This window comes from Falsiroseomonas sp. (assembly GCF_030695085.1).
In the GTDB taxonomy this organism is placed as follows: domain Bacteria; phylum Pseudomonadota; class Alphaproteobacteria; order Acetobacterales; family Acetobacteraceae; genus Falsiroseomonas.
Map to the genome: position 1 here is coordinate 54,536 of NZ_JAUYTS010000116.1, position 15,009 is coordinate 69,544.

At 69.5% G+C, this 15,009-nt stretch carries 15 protein-coding genes; 3 read left to right on the forward strand and 12 right to left on the reverse strand.

Annotation, left to right across the window (positions count from 1 at the left end):
- Positions 1-76: 76 nt before the first annotated feature.
- The 10 genes from tatC to Q8S40_RS12900 form a co-directional block, all read right to left on the reverse strand.
- On the reverse strand, positions 77-868 hold the full coding sequence (tatC, locus tag Q8S40_RS12855) for a twin-arginine translocase subunit TatC (protein ID WP_304815758.1): 792 nt from the start codon (positions 866-868) through the stop codon (positions 77-79).
- A gap of 18 nt (positions 869-886) precedes the next feature.
- Positions 887-1,432: a Sec-independent protein translocase protein TatB gene (tatB, locus tag Q8S40_RS12860; protein ID WP_304815759.1), complete on the reverse strand. Its 546-nt coding sequence runs from the start codon at positions 1,430-1,432 to the stop codon at positions 887-889.
- 104 nt (positions 1,433-1,536) lie between these two features.
- Entirely contained in the window at positions 1,537-2,604 is a 1,068-nt protein-coding gene (locus Q8S40_RS12865) for an ABC transporter ATP-binding protein (protein WP_305670718.1), read from the reverse strand.
- Positions 2,601-3,224 (reverse strand): SMC-Scp complex subunit ScpB, encoded by a 624-nt coding sequence (gene scpB / locus Q8S40_RS12870; RefSeq protein ID WP_305670719.1) that lies wholly within the window; start codon positions 3,222-3,224, stop codon positions 2,601-2,603. The genes Q8S40_RS12865 and scpB overlap by 4 nt, the downstream gene beginning before the upstream one ends.
- On the reverse strand, positions 3,208-3,978 hold the full coding sequence (locus Q8S40_RS12875; protein ID WP_304814532.1) for a ScpA family protein: 771 nt from the start codon (positions 3,976-3,978) through the stop codon (positions 3,208-3,210). Before Q8S40_RS12875 ends, scpB begins: the two co-directional genes overlap by 17 nt.
- Positions 3,975-4,673, reverse strand: coding sequence for a site-2 protease family protein (locus Q8S40_RS12880; protein WP_305670720.1), 699 nt, complete (start codon positions 4,671-4,673; stop codon positions 3,975-3,977). The genes Q8S40_RS12875 and Q8S40_RS12880 overlap by 4 nt, the downstream gene beginning before the upstream one ends.
- Positions 4,670-5,701, reverse strand: coding sequence for a beta-N-acetylhexosaminidase (gene nagZ / locus Q8S40_RS12885; protein WP_305670721.1), 1,032 nt, complete (start codon positions 5,699-5,701; stop codon positions 4,670-4,672). The genes Q8S40_RS12880 and nagZ overlap by 4 nt, the downstream gene beginning before the upstream one ends.
- 7 nt (positions 5,702-5,708) lie before the next feature.
- A complete protein-coding gene (locus Q8S40_RS12890) occupies positions 5,709-6,431 on the reverse strand; it encodes an SPOR domain-containing protein (protein WP_305670722.1) in 723 nt (240 codons plus the stop codon).
- Positions 6,428-8,203, reverse strand: coding sequence for an arginine--tRNA ligase (argS, locus tag Q8S40_RS12895; RefSeq protein WP_305670723.1), 1,776 nt, complete (start codon positions 8,201-8,203; stop codon positions 6,428-6,430). The genes Q8S40_RS12890 and argS overlap by 4 nt, the downstream gene beginning before the upstream one ends.
- Before the next feature lie 30 nt (positions 8,204-8,233).
- Positions 8,234-9,403 carry a deoxyguanosinetriphosphate triphosphohydrolase gene (locus Q8S40_RS12900; protein ID WP_305670724.1) on the reverse strand — a complete coding sequence of 390 codons (1,170 nt, stop codon included), beginning with the start codon at positions 9,401-9,403 and terminating at the stop codon, positions 8,234-8,236.
- A 142-nt stretch (positions 9,404-9,545) separates the two neighbouring features.
- On the opposite strand from Q8S40_RS12900, the gene Q8S40_RS12905 reads away from it, so the two are divergent.
- From Q8S40_RS12905 to Q8S40_RS12915, 3 genes are all read left to right on the forward strand, one after another.
- A complete protein-coding gene (locus Q8S40_RS12905) occupies positions 9,546-9,881 on the forward strand; it encodes a HesB/IscA family protein (protein WP_370690844.1) in 336 nt (111 codons plus the stop codon).
- A 304-nt stretch (positions 9,882-10,185) separates the two neighbouring features.
- Positions 10,186-11,886, forward strand: coding sequence for a hybrid sensor histidine kinase/response regulator (locus Q8S40_RS12910; protein ID WP_305670725.1), 1,701 nt, complete (start codon positions 10,186-10,188; stop codon positions 11,884-11,886).
- Positions 11,887-11,922: 36 nt separating this feature from the next.
- Positions 11,923-12,696, forward strand: a complete 774-nt coding sequence (locus tag Q8S40_RS12915) for an exodeoxyribonuclease III (protein ID WP_305670757.1) — start codon at positions 11,923-11,925, stop codon at positions 12,694-12,696.
- Positions 12,697-12,699: 3 nt separating this feature from the next.
- On the opposite strand, the gene Q8S40_RS12920 is transcribed toward Q8S40_RS12915, so the two are convergent.
- Together Q8S40_RS12920 and ilvD are read right to left on the reverse strand one after the other, a co-directional pair.
- Positions 12,700-13,023 (reverse strand): hypothetical protein, encoded by a 324-nt coding sequence (locus Q8S40_RS12920; RefSeq protein ID WP_305670726.1) that lies wholly within the window; start codon positions 13,021-13,023, stop codon positions 12,700-12,702.
- A 242-nt stretch (positions 13,024-13,265) separates the two neighbouring features.
- Complete coding sequence (ilvD, locus tag Q8S40_RS12925) at positions 13,266-14,984, reverse strand: dihydroxy-acid dehydratase (RefSeq protein ID WP_305670727.1); 1,719 nt, start codon at positions 14,982-14,984, stop codon at positions 13,266-13,268.
- Positions 14,985-15,009 lie beyond the last annotated feature (25 nt).

Here is a 15,009-nt window from a genome sequence, read left to right on the forward strand (position 1 = left end):
AACTGGACCTGAGCGCGTGGTGTGGCGCTCAGCGGCTAAGCCAGAGTGGCGGGTCCGTCAATCAAGCCCCGGCCACTCAGGTCTCCGTCGCGCCCTTCTTCTTGCGCCCCATCCAGACCGCCGCCCAGATCGAAATCTCGTAGAGCAGGATCATCGGTACGGCGAGGCCGATCTGGCTGATGATGTCCGGCGGCGTGATGATGGCGGCGACGACGAACATGCCGACGATGGCGTAGCGCCGCCCCTTCCGCAGCCCATCGACCGAGACGATGCCCACGCGCGCCAGCAGGGTCAGCAGCACCGGCAGCTGGAAGGCGATGCCGAAGGCCAGGATCATGTGCATGACCAGCGAGAGATACTCGCTGACCTTGGCTTCCAGCTGGATGGCCACCGTGCCGGCATCGGCCGGCGTTTCGAAGCTGATGAAGAAGCTCCAGGCCATCGGGAAGATGAAATAATAGGCCAGCGCCGCGCCCATCACGAACAGGAAGGGCGAGATCACCAGGAACGGGGTGATCGCGCTTTTCTCGCTTTTGTAGAGGCCGGGCGCGATGAACAGCCAAAGCTGCGTCGCCCACATCGGGAAGCTGAAGAAGGTGGCACCGAAGAAGGCGACCTTCAGGTAGGTGAAGAAGGCCTCATACAGCGCCGTGAAGATCATCCGGCGCTCGCCCATGCCCTGGGCCTGGAGGATGTCCGCCAGTGGCGCGGCGAGGAAGCCGTAGAGCTGGCGGGAGAAGTAATAGCAGACCGCAAAGGCGATGATGAAGGCGCCGACCGACCACATGAGCCGCGTTCGCAGCTCCATGAGGTGCTCGACCAGGGGCATCGGCTTGTCGTTGATTTCGTCGGTCGGATCACGCGGCACGGTGGGGGGATCCGTATGTCAGGAGGCGGAGGTGCCGGAAGGCGGCACGAATGCGGGCGCCGAAACAGGGGCCGGCGGCGGAGTGGCCGGGCTCGCCACCACGGGCGCGGGCGGCGGGATGGCGCCGGGCGGGATGAAGGCGGGCGGCACGAAGGCCGGGGCCGGCGGGCCGGCGGCAGGCGCGGGTTCGGCGGGCGGCGGTGTCACCTCCGCCCCATGCACCGGCGGCGGAATATCGGCCGAGGGCGAGAAGGCATCGCGCAGCGGATTGCCGATCGGGTCCTCGGTGAAGGTCTTGCGGATCGAGCCGTCCTTGTCGATTTCCTTTTCGACCATGTCCCGCACATTGAAGCTGCGGATTTCGTTGATCTGGTTGCGCACGTCTTCCAGCTTCGCCTCGCGCACCACCTCATCCACCTGGCCCTGGAACTCCCCGGCCATGCGACGCAGCTTCTGGATGCCCTTGGCGATGCCGCGCACGGCATCCGGCAGGTCCTTGGGGCCAATGATGACCACAGCGACCACGGCGATCAACGCGAGTTCGGTCCAATCGAGACCCAGCATGAATCCTCATCCCCGACGCCATGCGGCATGCCGGCCTGCGGGCCAGTCCCGTTAGCAGGATCGCCGCGTCACGCCAATCCGGCGGTGGCCGCCACCCACGCTATCTAGGGAGCCTCCGGTGGAAATACGAAGGCCCGTTCCGGGTCCATCGCCACCGTCACGCGGTCCCCACGGCTCAACCAGGCCCCTGGCGGCAGTCTTGCATGCAAATGCAGCAACCCGCCCTGCCCGTCCGCCACCGCCAGATGCACCAGCGTGGTGGCGCCCAGCAGGCGGCAGGCCTCGACTTCCGCGCTGGTGCCCAGATTCGAATCGGGCGGCAGCAGGCGCAGCCCTTCCGGCCGCAGCAGCACCTCCACCGCGCCACCTTCGGCCGCCGGCGCCGGTTCGCGCGGCTTCACCGGGCCGATCGGGGTTTCCGCCAGCCCGTCGCGGATGATGCCGGGCAGGCGGTTGACCTCGCCCAGGAAGGTGGCGACGAATTGCGACATCGGCGAGAGATACAGGGCGGAAGGCGGGCCAAGCTGTTCGATCCGCCCGGCATTCATCAATGCGATGCGGTCGGCCATGAACATCGCCTCCTCCGCATCATGGGTCACGATCAGCGTGGCGATGCCGGCTTCCTGCAACACATGCAGCGTATCGTCGCGCACCTGCTCACGCAGGCGGGCATCCAGGCTGGCGAAGGCTTCGTCCAGCAGCAGCACGGCCGGGCGTGGCGCCAGCGCGCGGGCCAGCGCCACGCGCTGCTGCTGCCCGCCCGAGAGCATATGCGGCCAGGAACTGGCGAAGGCTTCCAGCCCGACGCGCGCCAGCGCATCCATGATCCGCCACTTGCGCTGCCCGCGCGGCACGAAGCGCAGGCCGAAGGCGACATTCTCCTCCACCGTCAGATGCGGGAACAGCGCGTAGTCCTGGAAGACGAAGCCCACTCCGCGCGCCTCGGGCGGGGTTTCCCGCCCCGGCTCGGCGATGAGCTGCCCATCCAGCGTGATGCGCCCCTGCTGCAACGGCTCCAGCCCCGAGGCCAGGCGCAGCAGCGTGGTCTTGCCGCAGCCGGATGGGCCGAGCAGGCAAAGAATCTCGCCCGGCCCGACCTCCAGATCCAGATGCCGCAGCACCATCCCGCGTTCCGGGTAGTGATGCGATACGCCTTCGAATCGGATGCTCATCCGGCTGGGCTGTCCCCGGGTTGCGTGGCTTGCAACGGGGCCACGGCCTCGCCGCTGACCAGCTCCTCCCGCCGCGGCAGGTCGCGCAGGGATTTCAGGCCGAATTGTTCCAGGAAGCGCGGCGTGGTGCCCCACAGCGTCGGGCGGCCCGGCACTTCCTTGTGGCCACGGGGTGCCACCAGGCCGTGGTCCAGCAGCGCCTCCAGCGTCGCCTGGGCCAGGCTGGCGCCGCGAATTTCCTCGATCTCGGCGCGGGTGCAGGGCTGGTGCCAGGCGATCACCGCCAGCGCCTCCATCGCCGCGCGCGGCAGGCGGCGCGGCACCTCCACCACCCGGGTCAGCGCGGCGGCGAGGTCGGGCGCGGTGCGCAGCACGAAGCCGCCGCCGGTTTCCACCAGCACCACGCCGCGGCCCTCCAGCGCATAGCCCAATTCGCGCAGCACCGCGGCCGCATCCTCCCCTTCCGCCAGCAGGGACTGCAGGCGGGCCGGGGCAACGGGGCGGTCGGAGGCAAACAGCAACGCCTCGGCCAGCCGCAACGCGGCGGCGCTGACGGCGGGCTCCGGGCTGGCCTTGGGCAGTTCCTCGCCGGGCTGGTCTTCATCAGGCGGCGCGGACATCATCCGCCTTCTCCGCGCGTTCGGCCTTGCGCAGCAGAATGGGCCCGAAGGCGCGGTCCTGGCGCAGATCGAGATTGCCGCCGCGCGCCATTTCCAGGCTGGCGATCAGCGTGCTGGCCAGGGCGGCGCGGCGTTCCACCGTATCCAGGTCACCGGCTTCCGGCAGGAAGCGTTGCAGCACCGCCCAGCTCGGCAGGTCGCCCAGCACCTGGGTCAGCCGGGCCAGCGCGTCCTGCACGCTCCACAGCCGGCGCGGCTTCGGGCGGTAGGGGCGCAGGGCCATGGCCCGGCGGCGGCCGGCGACATAGGCCTGGCACAGCGCCGCGAGGTCGGCGCGCAGACCCGAACGATCCTCGACCTTCAGGTTCTCCGGCGCGCCACGGCCGAACACGTCCCGGCCGAGCTGCGGCCGCTGGCCGAGCCAGGCGGCGCCGATGCGCATCGCCTCCAGCTCCGCCAGCCGGTCGGTCAGGCGCAGGGCCAGGGCTTCCGGGTCTTCCTCCGGCCCCGCTTCCTCCTTCGGCAGCAGCAGGCGGGATTTCAGCCAGGCGAGCCAGGCGGCCATCACCAGCCATTCGGCCTGCAATTCCAGCCGCATGCCGCGCGCCCGGTCGATCACCGCCAGATACTGGTCCACCAGGGCCACGATGGAGATGCCGGCGAGGTCCAGCTTCTGGGCGCGTGCCAGGTCCAGCAGCAGGTCCAGCGGGCCTTCATAGCCATCGAGACGCAGATGCAGCACCGGGTCGGTCACAGCGCCCCTCCATGGCCGGTCAACGCAAAGATCGCCTGGAGCACCGGCAGCGCCACCGACCGCAGCAGCATCCGCAGCGGGTCGAATCCAGGCACCAGGTAGGGTACCAGGAAAATCAGCCCGATGACGATGAGAAGCCCGAATCGCTCCGTGCTCGCCACCACCCGGGCCAGCGGCGCCGGCAGGATGCCGACCAGGATGCGCCCGCCATCCAGCGGCGGAATCGGCAGCAGGTTGAAGCAGGCGAGAATCACGTTGTAGAGCATCGACAGGGCGAAGAACTGCAGCACCCAGTCCAGCGCCGCATCCGGCACCACGCCGCCGGAGGCCGTCACCAGATGCGCGCCGAAGCCGAAGCCGATGGCGAGGGCGAAGTTGATGGCCGGCCCGGCGGCGGCGACCAGCACCATGCCCCAGCGCGGATTGTACAGCCGCCAGAAATCCACCGGCACCGGTTTGGCCCAGCCGAACATCGCCTCCACCCGCCCGATGGTCAGAAGCTGGGTTACCAGCAGGATGCCGGGCACCAGCACAGTGCCGACAGGGTCCACATGCCGCAGCGGGTTCAGGCTGACCCGGCCGAGCAGATAGGCCGTGTCATCGCCCAAGGCGCGCGCGGCGAAGCCATGCGCCGCCTCATGCAGGGTGATGGCGAGAATGGCGGCGAGGGCGATCGCCGTGATGTCGGCGATCACGCGAAGGCCGGCCCGGTCATATAGGATCGGGTGGCGAGCAACCGGTCTCGGATCAGCGCCAGCAGATCGGGGTCCACCACCCGGCGGTTGGCGAGCATCTCGCTGCGCGCGCGATTCATCCGCCGCGCGGCGTCATCGGACAGGACCGGGCAGGCCGCCAGCAGCGCGGCAGTTTCCGCCAGCACCCCGGTGCAGTGCAGCGCCAGGTCGCAGCCGGCCGCCATGGTGGCGCCGGCCAGGTCGTTCGCGAGTCCCGCCATCGCCCCCATCGCCAGATCATCCGAGACCAGCACGCCGTCGAAGCCGATCTCGCCGCGGATCACATCGCGGATCAGGCCGGGCGACAGCGTCGCCGGAAGCGCCGCATCCAGCGCGTCGTACAGGATATGCGCCGTCATCGCCCACAGCCCCACCCCGCCATCGGGCGCCGCCAGCGCCCGGAAGGGTTCGAGGTCCGCCGCCAGCGTGGCGCGGTCCGCGGTGACGCGGGGCAGCGATTCGTGGCTGTCCACCTCCGCCCGGCCATGGCCGGGGATGTGCTTGACCACCGGGATGCAGCCGGCCTGTTGCAGCCCGCGCACCCAGGCGGCGCCAAGGCGTGCCACCTCCGCCGGGCGGGCGGAGAAGGCGCGGTCGCCGATCACGTCATGCGCGCCGGGCAGTCGCAGATCGAGCACCGGGGCGCAGACCACATCCAGCCCGATCGCGGCGCATTCCAGTCCGAGCAGCGTGGCATTGGCCTCCGCCGCCATGGAGGGGGCATCCTCGAACAGCGCGGCGGCGGGAAAGTCGGGCCAATGCGGCGGGCGCAGCCGGGCGACGCGGCCACCTTCCTGGTCCACCAGGATCGGCGCCTCCGCCCCCAGTTCATGCCGCAAGGCGGCCGTCAGCGCGGCCACCTGGTTCGGGGTTTCCACATTGCGGCGGAACAGGATGGCGCCGGCGGGGCGGTGCTGCCGGAACAGCGCCGCTTCCTCCGCCGACAGGCTGGTGCCGGCGATGCCGATGATGGCGGCCTTGGGAGTCATCTGGTGCTCAGCGAACCGGGATGCAGGCAAAATTGCGCGCGCGCAGCGCCTCGCAGAACTGGCGGGCGCTGTCCTGGTCGGCGAAGCCGGTGGTGCGCACGCGGAACAGCGGGCCTTGCCCCTCGCGGTCCAGGCGCTGGACCACCGGGCTGAGGCCCTCGAACAGATCGGGCGCGCGGCGGGCGATGCGATCGAACTCCGAACGGGCGCCGTCCTCGCTGGTCACCGCGGCCAGCTGCACCATCACCCGGCCCGTGGCGAGCGGGCGCGGGGCTGGTGTTGGTGCCGGTGCCGGTTCAGGCGCTGCGGCAACCGGTGCAGGTGCGGCTTCGGGCGCCTCGGCCGGGCGCGGCACGGGGCGCGGCGGCACCACCGGCGGGGGGGCGACGGCGGCGCGCAGCAGATCGAGATTGGGCGCCTCCGCATCCGGCACCAGCCGAGCGGGCTGCCCGGTCTGTGCCGGGGATTGGCGGTTGCCGGGGCGTTCCAGCACAAGCGCATTCTGGTTCGGCACGCGCAACCCGCCCGGATCATCCGGGCGCACCTTGAAGGGGCGCGGATCGGCTTCCACCACCGGCACGCCACCACCGCCGGAGCGCTGGACGGCCCAGTACCCCCCTGCCCCCACCGCGACCACTGCCAGCATGCCGCCTGCCACCGCCAGCATGCGCCACGGAACGCCCGAAGCGTCCCGCTGCACGCGATAGGATGGCACCATCATGTCGCTCATCGCATCTCCTCGACGGGTTCGACCCCCATCACCGCGAGGCCTGAGCGCAGGACCACCGAAGTGGCGGCCACCAGCGCGAGACGCGCCTGGGTCGCCTCCGGCTCCTCCGCCCGGATGAAGCGCAACGTCGCATCGTCACGCCCCCTGTTCCACAATACATGAAAGTCGCTGGCCAAGTCTTGGAGAAAGAACGCGATTCGATGCGGCTCCCGCGCCGCAGCAGCGGCTTCCACCGTGCGCGGCCAGCCCGCCATGCGGCGGATCAGCGCGAGTTCGGCTGGGTCGGTGAGCGAATCGAGCGGCACCTGCGCCAGATCAGTCGGCGCCGGATCGCCGGCGGAGCGCAGGACCGAACGGCAGCGGGCATGGGCGTATTGCACGTAGAAGACGGGATTTTCCCGGGTCTGCTCGATGACCTTGTTCAGGTCGAATTCCATCTGCGCGTCGGATTTGCGCGTCAGCATGGTGAAGCGCACGGCGTCCTTGCCCACCTCGTCGATCAGGTCGCGCAGGGTCACATAGGTGCCGGCGCGCTTCGACATGCGGACCGGCTCGCCATCCTTCACCACATGGACGATCTGGGTCAGCACCACATCCAGGCTGACCTTGCGGTCCGACAGCGCCGCGACGGCGGCCTGCATGCGCTTGACGTAGCCGCCGTGGTCGGCGCCCCAGACCTGCACGAGCTGCGGAAAGCCGCGGTCGATCTTGGCAAGGTGGTTCGCCACGTCGTTCGCGAAATAAGTGCCGGAGCCGTCCGACTTCCGCAGCGGGCGGTCCACATCGTCGCCGTACTGCGTGGCGCGGAACAGCACCTGCGGGCGGGGTTCCCAATCCTCCGGCGTCTTGCCCTTCGGCGGCTCCAGCACGCCGGTGTAGATCAGGTCCTTGGCCGAAAGCGTGGCCTCCGCCTTCTCCAGCCAGCCTTCCGCCACGATGGCGCGCTCACTGATGAACACGTCATGCTCGACGCCGAGTGCGGCCAGATCCTCGCGGATCGCGGACATCATCGCTTCCACGGTGAAGTCCCGCACCGTATCCAGCCAATGTATCGCCGCCGCCGGCATGGCGCCGGGCTCGGCCAGGGTTTCCTTGAAGATCTGGCGCAGCGCGATGCCGACGGGCACCAGGTACTCGCCCTTGTATTGCAGCCCGCCCGGGACCGACTGGGCAAACTCCTCCTCGGTCATCGGTGTGCCGAGGGCCTGGAGATAGCGCCAGTAGGTGGCGTATGCGAGTGCCAGCACCTGCGCGCCCGCATCGTTCACGTAATACTCGCGCGTGACGTCATAGCCCGCCTTGCGCAGCAGCAGCGCCAGCGCATCCCCCACCACGGCGCCGCGGCAATGGCCGACATGCATCGGCCCGGTCGGGTTGGCCGAGACATATTCCACATTCACCGGCCCGCCTTCCCGCGCCGGCCCATCGCCATAGGCGGGCCCCGCCGCCAGCACCGCCGGCACCACGGCACGCACGAAGGCCTCATCCAGCCGGAGGTTGACGAAGCCTGGCCCGGCCGGCGTCGCCTCCACCACCACGGGCAATTCGCGCAGCTTCTCGCACAGCGCCGCGGCCAGCTTCGGCGGCGGCATTTTTGCCAATTTTGCCACCATCATGGCGCCATTGGTCGCCATGTCGCCATGCGAGGCGTCCTTCGGCGGCTCCACCAGCACGCGGGCAAAGGAATCGGGCGGCAGTTCCGGCAGGATCTGCCGCAGCGCCTCCACCACATGGGCGCGCATGGTGGCAAACAGGTCGGTGGTCGGGGTCATGCAGGCGAATCCGGAAACGGTAGGGGGGTTCTAGCCCGGGATGGAGGGATCGGTCAGGCGCCGATGCTCCTCCAGCGCGAAACGGTCGGTCATGCCGGCCAGGTAGTCACACACCGCCTGGGCGGCGGCGGGGCTGCCGGGCTCGCCGGCTTTCTCCTGCCACCAGGGCGGCAACTGGCGTGGCTCGCCATGCAGCAGGGTGAACAGCAACTGCAGCGCCCGCTTGCATTTCTGGGTGGTGCGGTTGACGCGCCAGTGGCGGTACATGCGCTGGAACAGGAAGGCGCGCAGCTCGTTATTCGCCTCCATCATCGCGTCCGAGAACGCCACCACGGGCCGGTCATGCGCGCGGATATCGGCCGCGCTGGCCGGCGCCAGGGCTGCGATGCGGCGGCGGGTCTCGGCCACCGTGTCGTTGACCATGGCGTTGATCACCCGGCGCACCACCTCGGACACTGCGCGATCCGGCGGCAGGCTGGGGTTGGCCTTCAGCGCCTCGGCATGGGCTTCGCGCACCAGCGGCAGGCTGGCGGCTTCCTCCAAAGTGAAAAGCCGGGCGCGGATGCCGTCATCCAGGTCGTGGTTGTTGTAGGCGATGTCATCCGCCAGCGCCGCCACCTGTGCCTCCGCACTCGAATGGGTGGTCAGTTCCAGCGGATGCAGGCGGTCGTATTCAACGATGTACGGACTCGGGCGGCGCAGCGGGCCGTTGTGCTTGGCCAGGCCCTCCAGCGTTTCCCAGGTCAGGTTCAGGCCATCGAAGCCGGCGTAGCGGGTTTCCAGGCGCGTCACCGCCTTCAGCGACTGCGCGTTGTGGTCGAAGCCGCCATAGGGCTTCATCATCACGTCCAGCGCATCCTCCCCGCCATGGCCGAAGGGCGGGTGGCCGAGGTCGTGCGCCAGCGCCAGCGCCTCCGCCAGGTCCTCCTCCAGCGCCAGTTCCCGGGCGATGGAGCGCGCGATTTGCGCCACTTCCAGGCTGTGGGTCAGCCGCGTCCGGAAATGGTCGCCCTCGTGATAGACGAAGACCTGGGTCTTGTATTGCAGGCGCCGGAAGGCGGTGGCGTGGATGATGCGGTCGCGGTCGCGCTGGAAGGGTGAGCGCGCGCCCCCAACAGGTTCGGCATGCAGCCGCCCGCGGGAGGTCTCGGTGCGGACTGCCCAGGGGGCCAGCCCATCTGGCAGGCGCTTCGCATCCATCCCGCCGGGCCTAGCACCCGCCCGCCCCCGCTGGAAGGGTCGCGGCCAAAGGAGCGTGGCCAGAGGAGCGTGGCCAGAGGAGCGTGGTCAGAGGAGCCTGGAACCGCAGGCGTTTCCATCCTATCTTCCCAACATGGACACCATGACCACCCCGTTCCGCGTCACCCCCCGCGCTGCCGCCCAGGTGGCGGAGATTGCGGCCCGCCAGGGCAAGCCCGGCGCCGGGCTGCGATTGGCGGTCGATGCCGGGGGCTGTTCCGGCTTCCAGTATCGCTTCGACCTGGAGGATGCACCGGCCGAGGATGATTTGGTGGTGGCCGAGGGCCCCGGCCGCGTCTTCGTCGATCCGGTGAGCATGGAATTGCTGGCCGGCGCCGAACTCGATTGGACCGAGGCGCTGATCGGCGCGCATTTCGCGGTGAAGAACCCCCAGGCGGTCAGCGCCTGCGGCTGCGGCACCAGCTTCAGCGTCGGCTGACCACAGCCGGGACCCTGCTTCACCGCTACGGTTCAGAGGCCCGTTGGCCTACGGTTCACAGGCCCGTTGGCCTGAGGGACATCTCTGGACGCTGCCGAACGGCATTGTTATGCGGGGGTGCTGCTAATAGGGTCAGCCTATGACCAGCTCGGCGCGTACCGGTCGCGTGACAGGCCGCGGTCCAGGTCCTGGCGCTCAGCCAGATGCCGGGATCACGCTGGGCGATTCGAAGCTGCGCGGAAAGGGTCCCGCTACACCCAGGCCACCCGGATTTAGCGCCCCCTTCACCTTTTGGCCGCTTTGCGTGGCCGTGGTGACGCTGCCGCTGCTGGCCGCCGCCGGCGCGGCCTGGTCGAGCCTGCGGGACCTGGAGGTGGAGACCAGGAACCGGCTGACCCGCACGGTCGACCTGCTGCACGAAAACACGCTGCGCGCGCTGGAAAGCCAGGAAGCCTACCTGACCGCGATCAACCGCTTCATCATGGGAAGCGACTGGAACACGATCGCCAGCAGCCCGGACGTGGCGGATTTCATCGCAAGGCTGCATGACAGCGCCCCAGGCACCAGCGCCATCGGCATCATATCCCCCGCCGGGCAGCTGGTGCAGACCTCGATCCGCGACTTCCCCTCCCCGCCGATCGACCTGTCCTTCCGCGACTATGTCCAGGCCCACCAGGGCGTCGGGGTGGATGCGATACGCCCGGTTATCGGCCAGGCAATCGTGAGCCGTGTCAGCGGCCGCCTCGTGTTTCCCCTCAGCCACGCCCGCCGAAACCGGGAGGGCATGCCCGATGGCGGGGTCATCTGGGCCACTTCCGATGTGCACGCCGTCGCCCGGCTATACGCCTCCATCGTCATCGCACCCTCCGACACGGTGCAACTCATCCGCCAGGACGGCCGCATCCTGGTGCAGCACCCGCTGCTGCCGGACGTGGCGTTCGAGGATGCCGCCGGGCGGGCGGAAAAAATGGCCGTGGTCGGCAGCGCGATGCGGACCGGGCAGATCGCCATGGCCTATGTCGGCACCGCGCAGCAGGGGCTGCCGGCCGCCTGGCTGGGGGCCGAGCGGCTGGTGGCGGCGCGCTGGCTGGAACGCTACGGCATCGCCGTCGTCTATGGGCTGCACATGGACCAGATGCGCGGCATCTGGGGCAACCGCGCCTTGGCCTTCGCCGGCGCCGCGCTCGTGGTGGTGCTGCTGCTGCTGGCGCTGATCCGGCTGGCGCAGACCGGCCTGAAGCGCGAATACGCCGCGCTGTGTCGCGCGCAGGCGGAGGCGGCGCGGCGGCTGGAGGCGGAAATCCAGCTGGCCCAGTCGGCGCGCATCTCCGCCCTTGGCCAGATCACGGCCGGCGTCGCGCATGACATGAACAACCTGATCCAGAGCGTCATGGCCGCCTCCCGCCTGATCTACCGGCGGGCGGAGGAACCGGAGAAGGTCCGCAGCCTGGCCACCATGATGCAGGAAACGGCGGCGCGCGGCGCACGAATCGCCGCCCGCATGCTGGATTTCAGCCGCCAGGGTTCGGCACGCAATGGCGGGGCGGCGGAGGATCGCTTCGATCTGCCCGCCGCCCTCGGCCGGCTGGAGGAGATGGTGGGCGGCCTGCTCGGCTCCGGCATCCGCCTGACCTGCGCCGCCGAGCCTGGGCTGCCGCCGCTGCGGGCGGATCGCGCGGAGTTCGAGACCGTGCTGGTCAACCTGATCGTCAATGCCCGCGACGCGATGCCCGAGGGCGGCGCGGTGCGGGTGACGGCGGGGCTGCAGCACGCGGCCGACGGCGCCGTGCTTCTAGGCGTCACCGTGGCGGATACCGGCACCGGCATGACGCCGGAGGTGCTGCGCCATGCCGGCGAGCCCTTCTTCACCACCAAGGGTCCGGGCCGCGGCACCGGGCTTGGCCTGTCCCTGGCGCGGCAATTCGCCGAAAATCTGGGCGGCGGCATGACGATCGACAGCGCGCCGGGCCAGGGCACCCGTGTCACCCTTTCGTTCCCGGCCTAGCCAGAAGCTGGATCAGCGGGCAGTGTCCGCCTCATGATTCGCCTAGCCAGCTTCAACGTGAACTCCGTCCGCAAGCGGGCGCCGCATATCCTGCGTTTCCTGGCGCGGCAGCAGCCCGACCTGCTGTTCCTGCAGGAGCTGAAATGCCGGACGGAGGAATTTCCGGCCGCCGAATTCGCCGCGTCGGGCTATCAGGTCCACGCCGTGGGGCAGACGGGCGGGCGCAACGGCGTCGCCGTGATCTCCCGCATCCCGTTCAAGCTGGTGGCCGAGCATCTGCCGGGCCAGGATGACGATACGCAGGCGCGCTATATCGAGGTCGCGGCCGCCGGCATGCAGGTGGCCGGCATCTACCTGCCGAACGGCAATTCCGGCGGCGATGCGGGCTATCTGTACAAGCTGGCCTGGATGGAACGGCTGCGGCGCCTGGCGCAGGCGCGGCTGGATGCCTTCATCCCCTTCGCCATCCTCGGCGATTTCAACGTCTGCCCGACCGATCATGACCTGGCCAAGGGCACCCTGCCGCCCACCGATGCGCTGGTGCGGCCGGAGACACGGGCGGAATGGCGGGCGCTGGAGCATCTCGGCCTGACCGATGCGCTGCGTGCGCTGCATCCGGCGCCGGAGCCGATCTACACCTATTGGGACTATGGCTCCGCCTTCGAGCGCAACGCCGGTCTGCGGATCGACCATGCGCTGCTGAGCGCGGAGCTGGCGGAACGGCTGGCGGCCTGCACGGTGGATGCGGAGCCGAGGGCGGAGGAACAGCCCTCGGACCATACCCCGCTGGTGGTGGACCTGGCGGCCTGAGCCTCAGCGCCAGTTGCGGCCGCCGCGGTCGTGGCCGCGATCATGGCCCCGATTGTAGCCATGCTGACGCCCGCGATCACGGCCGCGGTCCCAACCACCATGATGGCGCGGCGGCGGCGCGTAGTAGCGCGGCGGCGGGGCGTAGTAGGGACGGTAGACCGGGCGCGGCGCGTAGTAGCGCGGCGGCGGCGGCGGGGCGTAGTAGGGCTGGGCATAGCCATAGCCGTAACCGTAGCCGCCCACCGGTGTGACATCGGCAGCGACGACGCAGCCGGGCGTGAACAGCAGCACCGGCAGCAGCAGGAACAGGGCACGGAGGCGGCGCATGGCGGGGGCTCCCCTGCGGCGGTCCGGTTTCGAAAGTTGGACCACCGCTTGATGTGGAGTTAACCCCGCCGCCATGTCCCGGTTCGGGCGCGATCGCGGCGGCGGTGAGGCCCTTTGCGGCGGAGCCGCCTTAAATGGCCGCGGCGGAGCCGCCTTAAATGCCCGCGGCGGAGCCGCCTTGAATGACCCCGGCGGAGCCGCCTTGATGGAGGAGGCGGCGCCGCCTTGAGGGGCTGGTCCGGCTACTGGTCGGCGTAGATGTGGCTTTCCTCGGCCGCGCCGGGATGCGTCACCGCGCCCTGCGACGCCGGCCCCACAGTCTGGGCGTATTTCCACAACGCGCCGGAAGTATACAGCGTCTTGCGCGGCACCCAGGCGGCGCGGCGGGCGGCCAGCTCGGCCTCCGGCAGCATGATGTCGATGGTGCCGGCCTCGGCATCGATGACGATCGGGTCGCCATTCTTCAGCAGGGCGATCGGCCCGCCGACCGCCGCTTCCGGCCCGACATGGCCGATGCAGAAGCCGCGCGTGGCGCCGCTGAAACGGCCATCGGTGATGAGTGCCACCTTGTCGCCCATGCCCTGGCCATAGATGGCGCTGGTGGTGGACAGCATCTCCCGCATCCCCGGGCCGCCCTTCGGGCCTTCGTAGCGGATGATGATGACGTCGCCCGCCTTGTAGGCGCGCATCTCCACGGCCTTGAAGGCATCCTCCTCGCAATCGAAGCACAAGGCCGTGCCTTCGAAGCGCAGCTTGGTCATGCCGGCGATCTTCACGATGGCGCCCTCGGGGGCCAGCGAGCCCTTCAGGGAGACGACGCCACCGATCGGGCTGATCGGGTCACTGGTCGGGCGCACCACATCCTGGTCCTTCGGGAAGATCACCTCCCGGTGGTTCTCCGCCAGGGACTTGCCGGTGACTGTGATGGCATCGCCGCGCAGATAGCCGCCATCGAGCAGCGCCTTGATGATCACCGGCACGCCGCCGACATTGAACACATCGAGTGCCACATAGCGCCCGCCGGGCTTGAGGTCCGCGATATGCGGCGTGGCGCGCATGATCTCCGCCACGTCATGCAGGTCGAACTTGATGCCGCATTCATGCGCGATGGCCGGCAGGTGCAGTGCCGCATTGGTGGACCCGCCGGTGGCGCCGACGATGGCGGCCGCGTTGAACAGCGCATCCCGCGTCACGATGTCCCGCGGTCGCAGGTTCTTGCGGAGAAGATCCACCACGGCGCGGCCGGACTGCACCGCGAAGTAGTCACGCGATTCGTCGGGTGCCGGCGCGCCGGCGGAACCCGGCAGGGCCAGGCCCAGCACTTCGGAGATGCAGGCCATGGTGTTGGCGGTGAACTGGCCGCCGCAGGCGCCGGCGCCCGGGCAGGCATGCTGTTCCAGCTCCAGCAGGTCGGCGTCGGACATGTTGCCGGCGGCGTGCTGGCCGACTGCCTCGAACACATCCACCACCGTCACGTCACGGCCCTGGAAGCGGCCCGGGCGGATCGAGCCGCCATACATGAAGACCGACGGCACGTTGAGCCGCACCATCGCCATCATCACGCCCGGCAGCGACTTGTCGCAGCCCGCCACGCCAACCAGCGCATCGTAGCAATGGCCGCGCATGGTCAGCTCGATCGAATCGGCGATGACGTCGCGGGAGGCCAGGGACGACTTCATGGATTGATGGCCCATGGCGATGCCGTCGGTCACCGTGATGGTGGTGAACTCGCGTGGCGTCGCGCCGGATTCCTTCACGCCGATCTTCACCGACTGCGCCTGGCGGGACAGCGCGATGTTGCAGGGCGCGGCCTCGTTCCAGCAGGTGGCGACGCCGACGAAGGGCTGGTCGATCTCCTCCTGCGTCAGGCCCATGGCGTAGTAGTAGCTGCGATGCGGCGCACGTTCCGGCCCCACCGTGGTGTGGCGGCTCGGCAGCTTCGACTTGTCCCATTTGGTCATGGTGCGTTTCCCGAGGGTTTGGGAT

Excerpts from the sequence above, each read along its gene's own strand:
- tatB (WP_304815759.1), bottom strand. The coding sequence starts at position 1,432 with ATGCTGGGTCTCGATTGGACCGAACTCGCGTTGATCGCCGTGGTCGCT.
- Q8S40_RS12865 (WP_305670718.1), bottom strand. The coding sequence starts at position 2,604 with ATGAGCATCCGATTCGAAGGCGTATCGCATCACTACCCGGAACGCGGG.
- scpB (WP_305670719.1), bottom strand. The coding sequence starts at position 3,224 with ATGTCCGCGCCGCCTGATGAAGACCAGCCCGGCGAGGAACTGCCCAAG.
- nagZ (WP_305670721.1), bottom strand. The coding sequence starts at position 5,701 with ATGACTCCCAAGGCCGCCATCATCGGCATCGCCGGCACCAGCCTGTCG.
- Q8S40_RS12890 (WP_305670722.1), bottom strand. The coding sequence starts at position 6,431 with ATGAGCGACATGATGGTGCCATCCTATCGCGTGCAGCGGGACGCTTCG.
- argS (WP_305670723.1), bottom strand. The coding sequence starts at position 8,203 with ATGACCCCGACCACCGACCTGTTTGCCACCATGCGCGCCCATGTGGTG.
- Q8S40_RS12900 (WP_305670724.1), bottom strand. The coding sequence starts at position 9,403 with ATGGATGCGAAGCGCCTGCCAGATGGGCTGGCCCCCTGGGCAGTCCGC.
- Q8S40_RS12905 (WP_370690844.1), top strand. The coding sequence starts at position 9,546 with ATGACCACCCCGTTCCGCGTCACCCCCCGCGCTGCCGCCCAGGTGGCG.
- Q8S40_RS12920 (WP_305670726.1), bottom strand. The coding sequence starts at position 13,023 with ATGCGCCGCCTCCGTGCCCTGTTCCTGCTGCTGCCGGTGCTGCTGTTC.
- ilvD (WP_305670727.1), bottom strand. The coding sequence starts at position 14,984 with ATGACCAAATGGGACAAGTCGAAGCTGCCGAGCCGCCACACCACGGTG.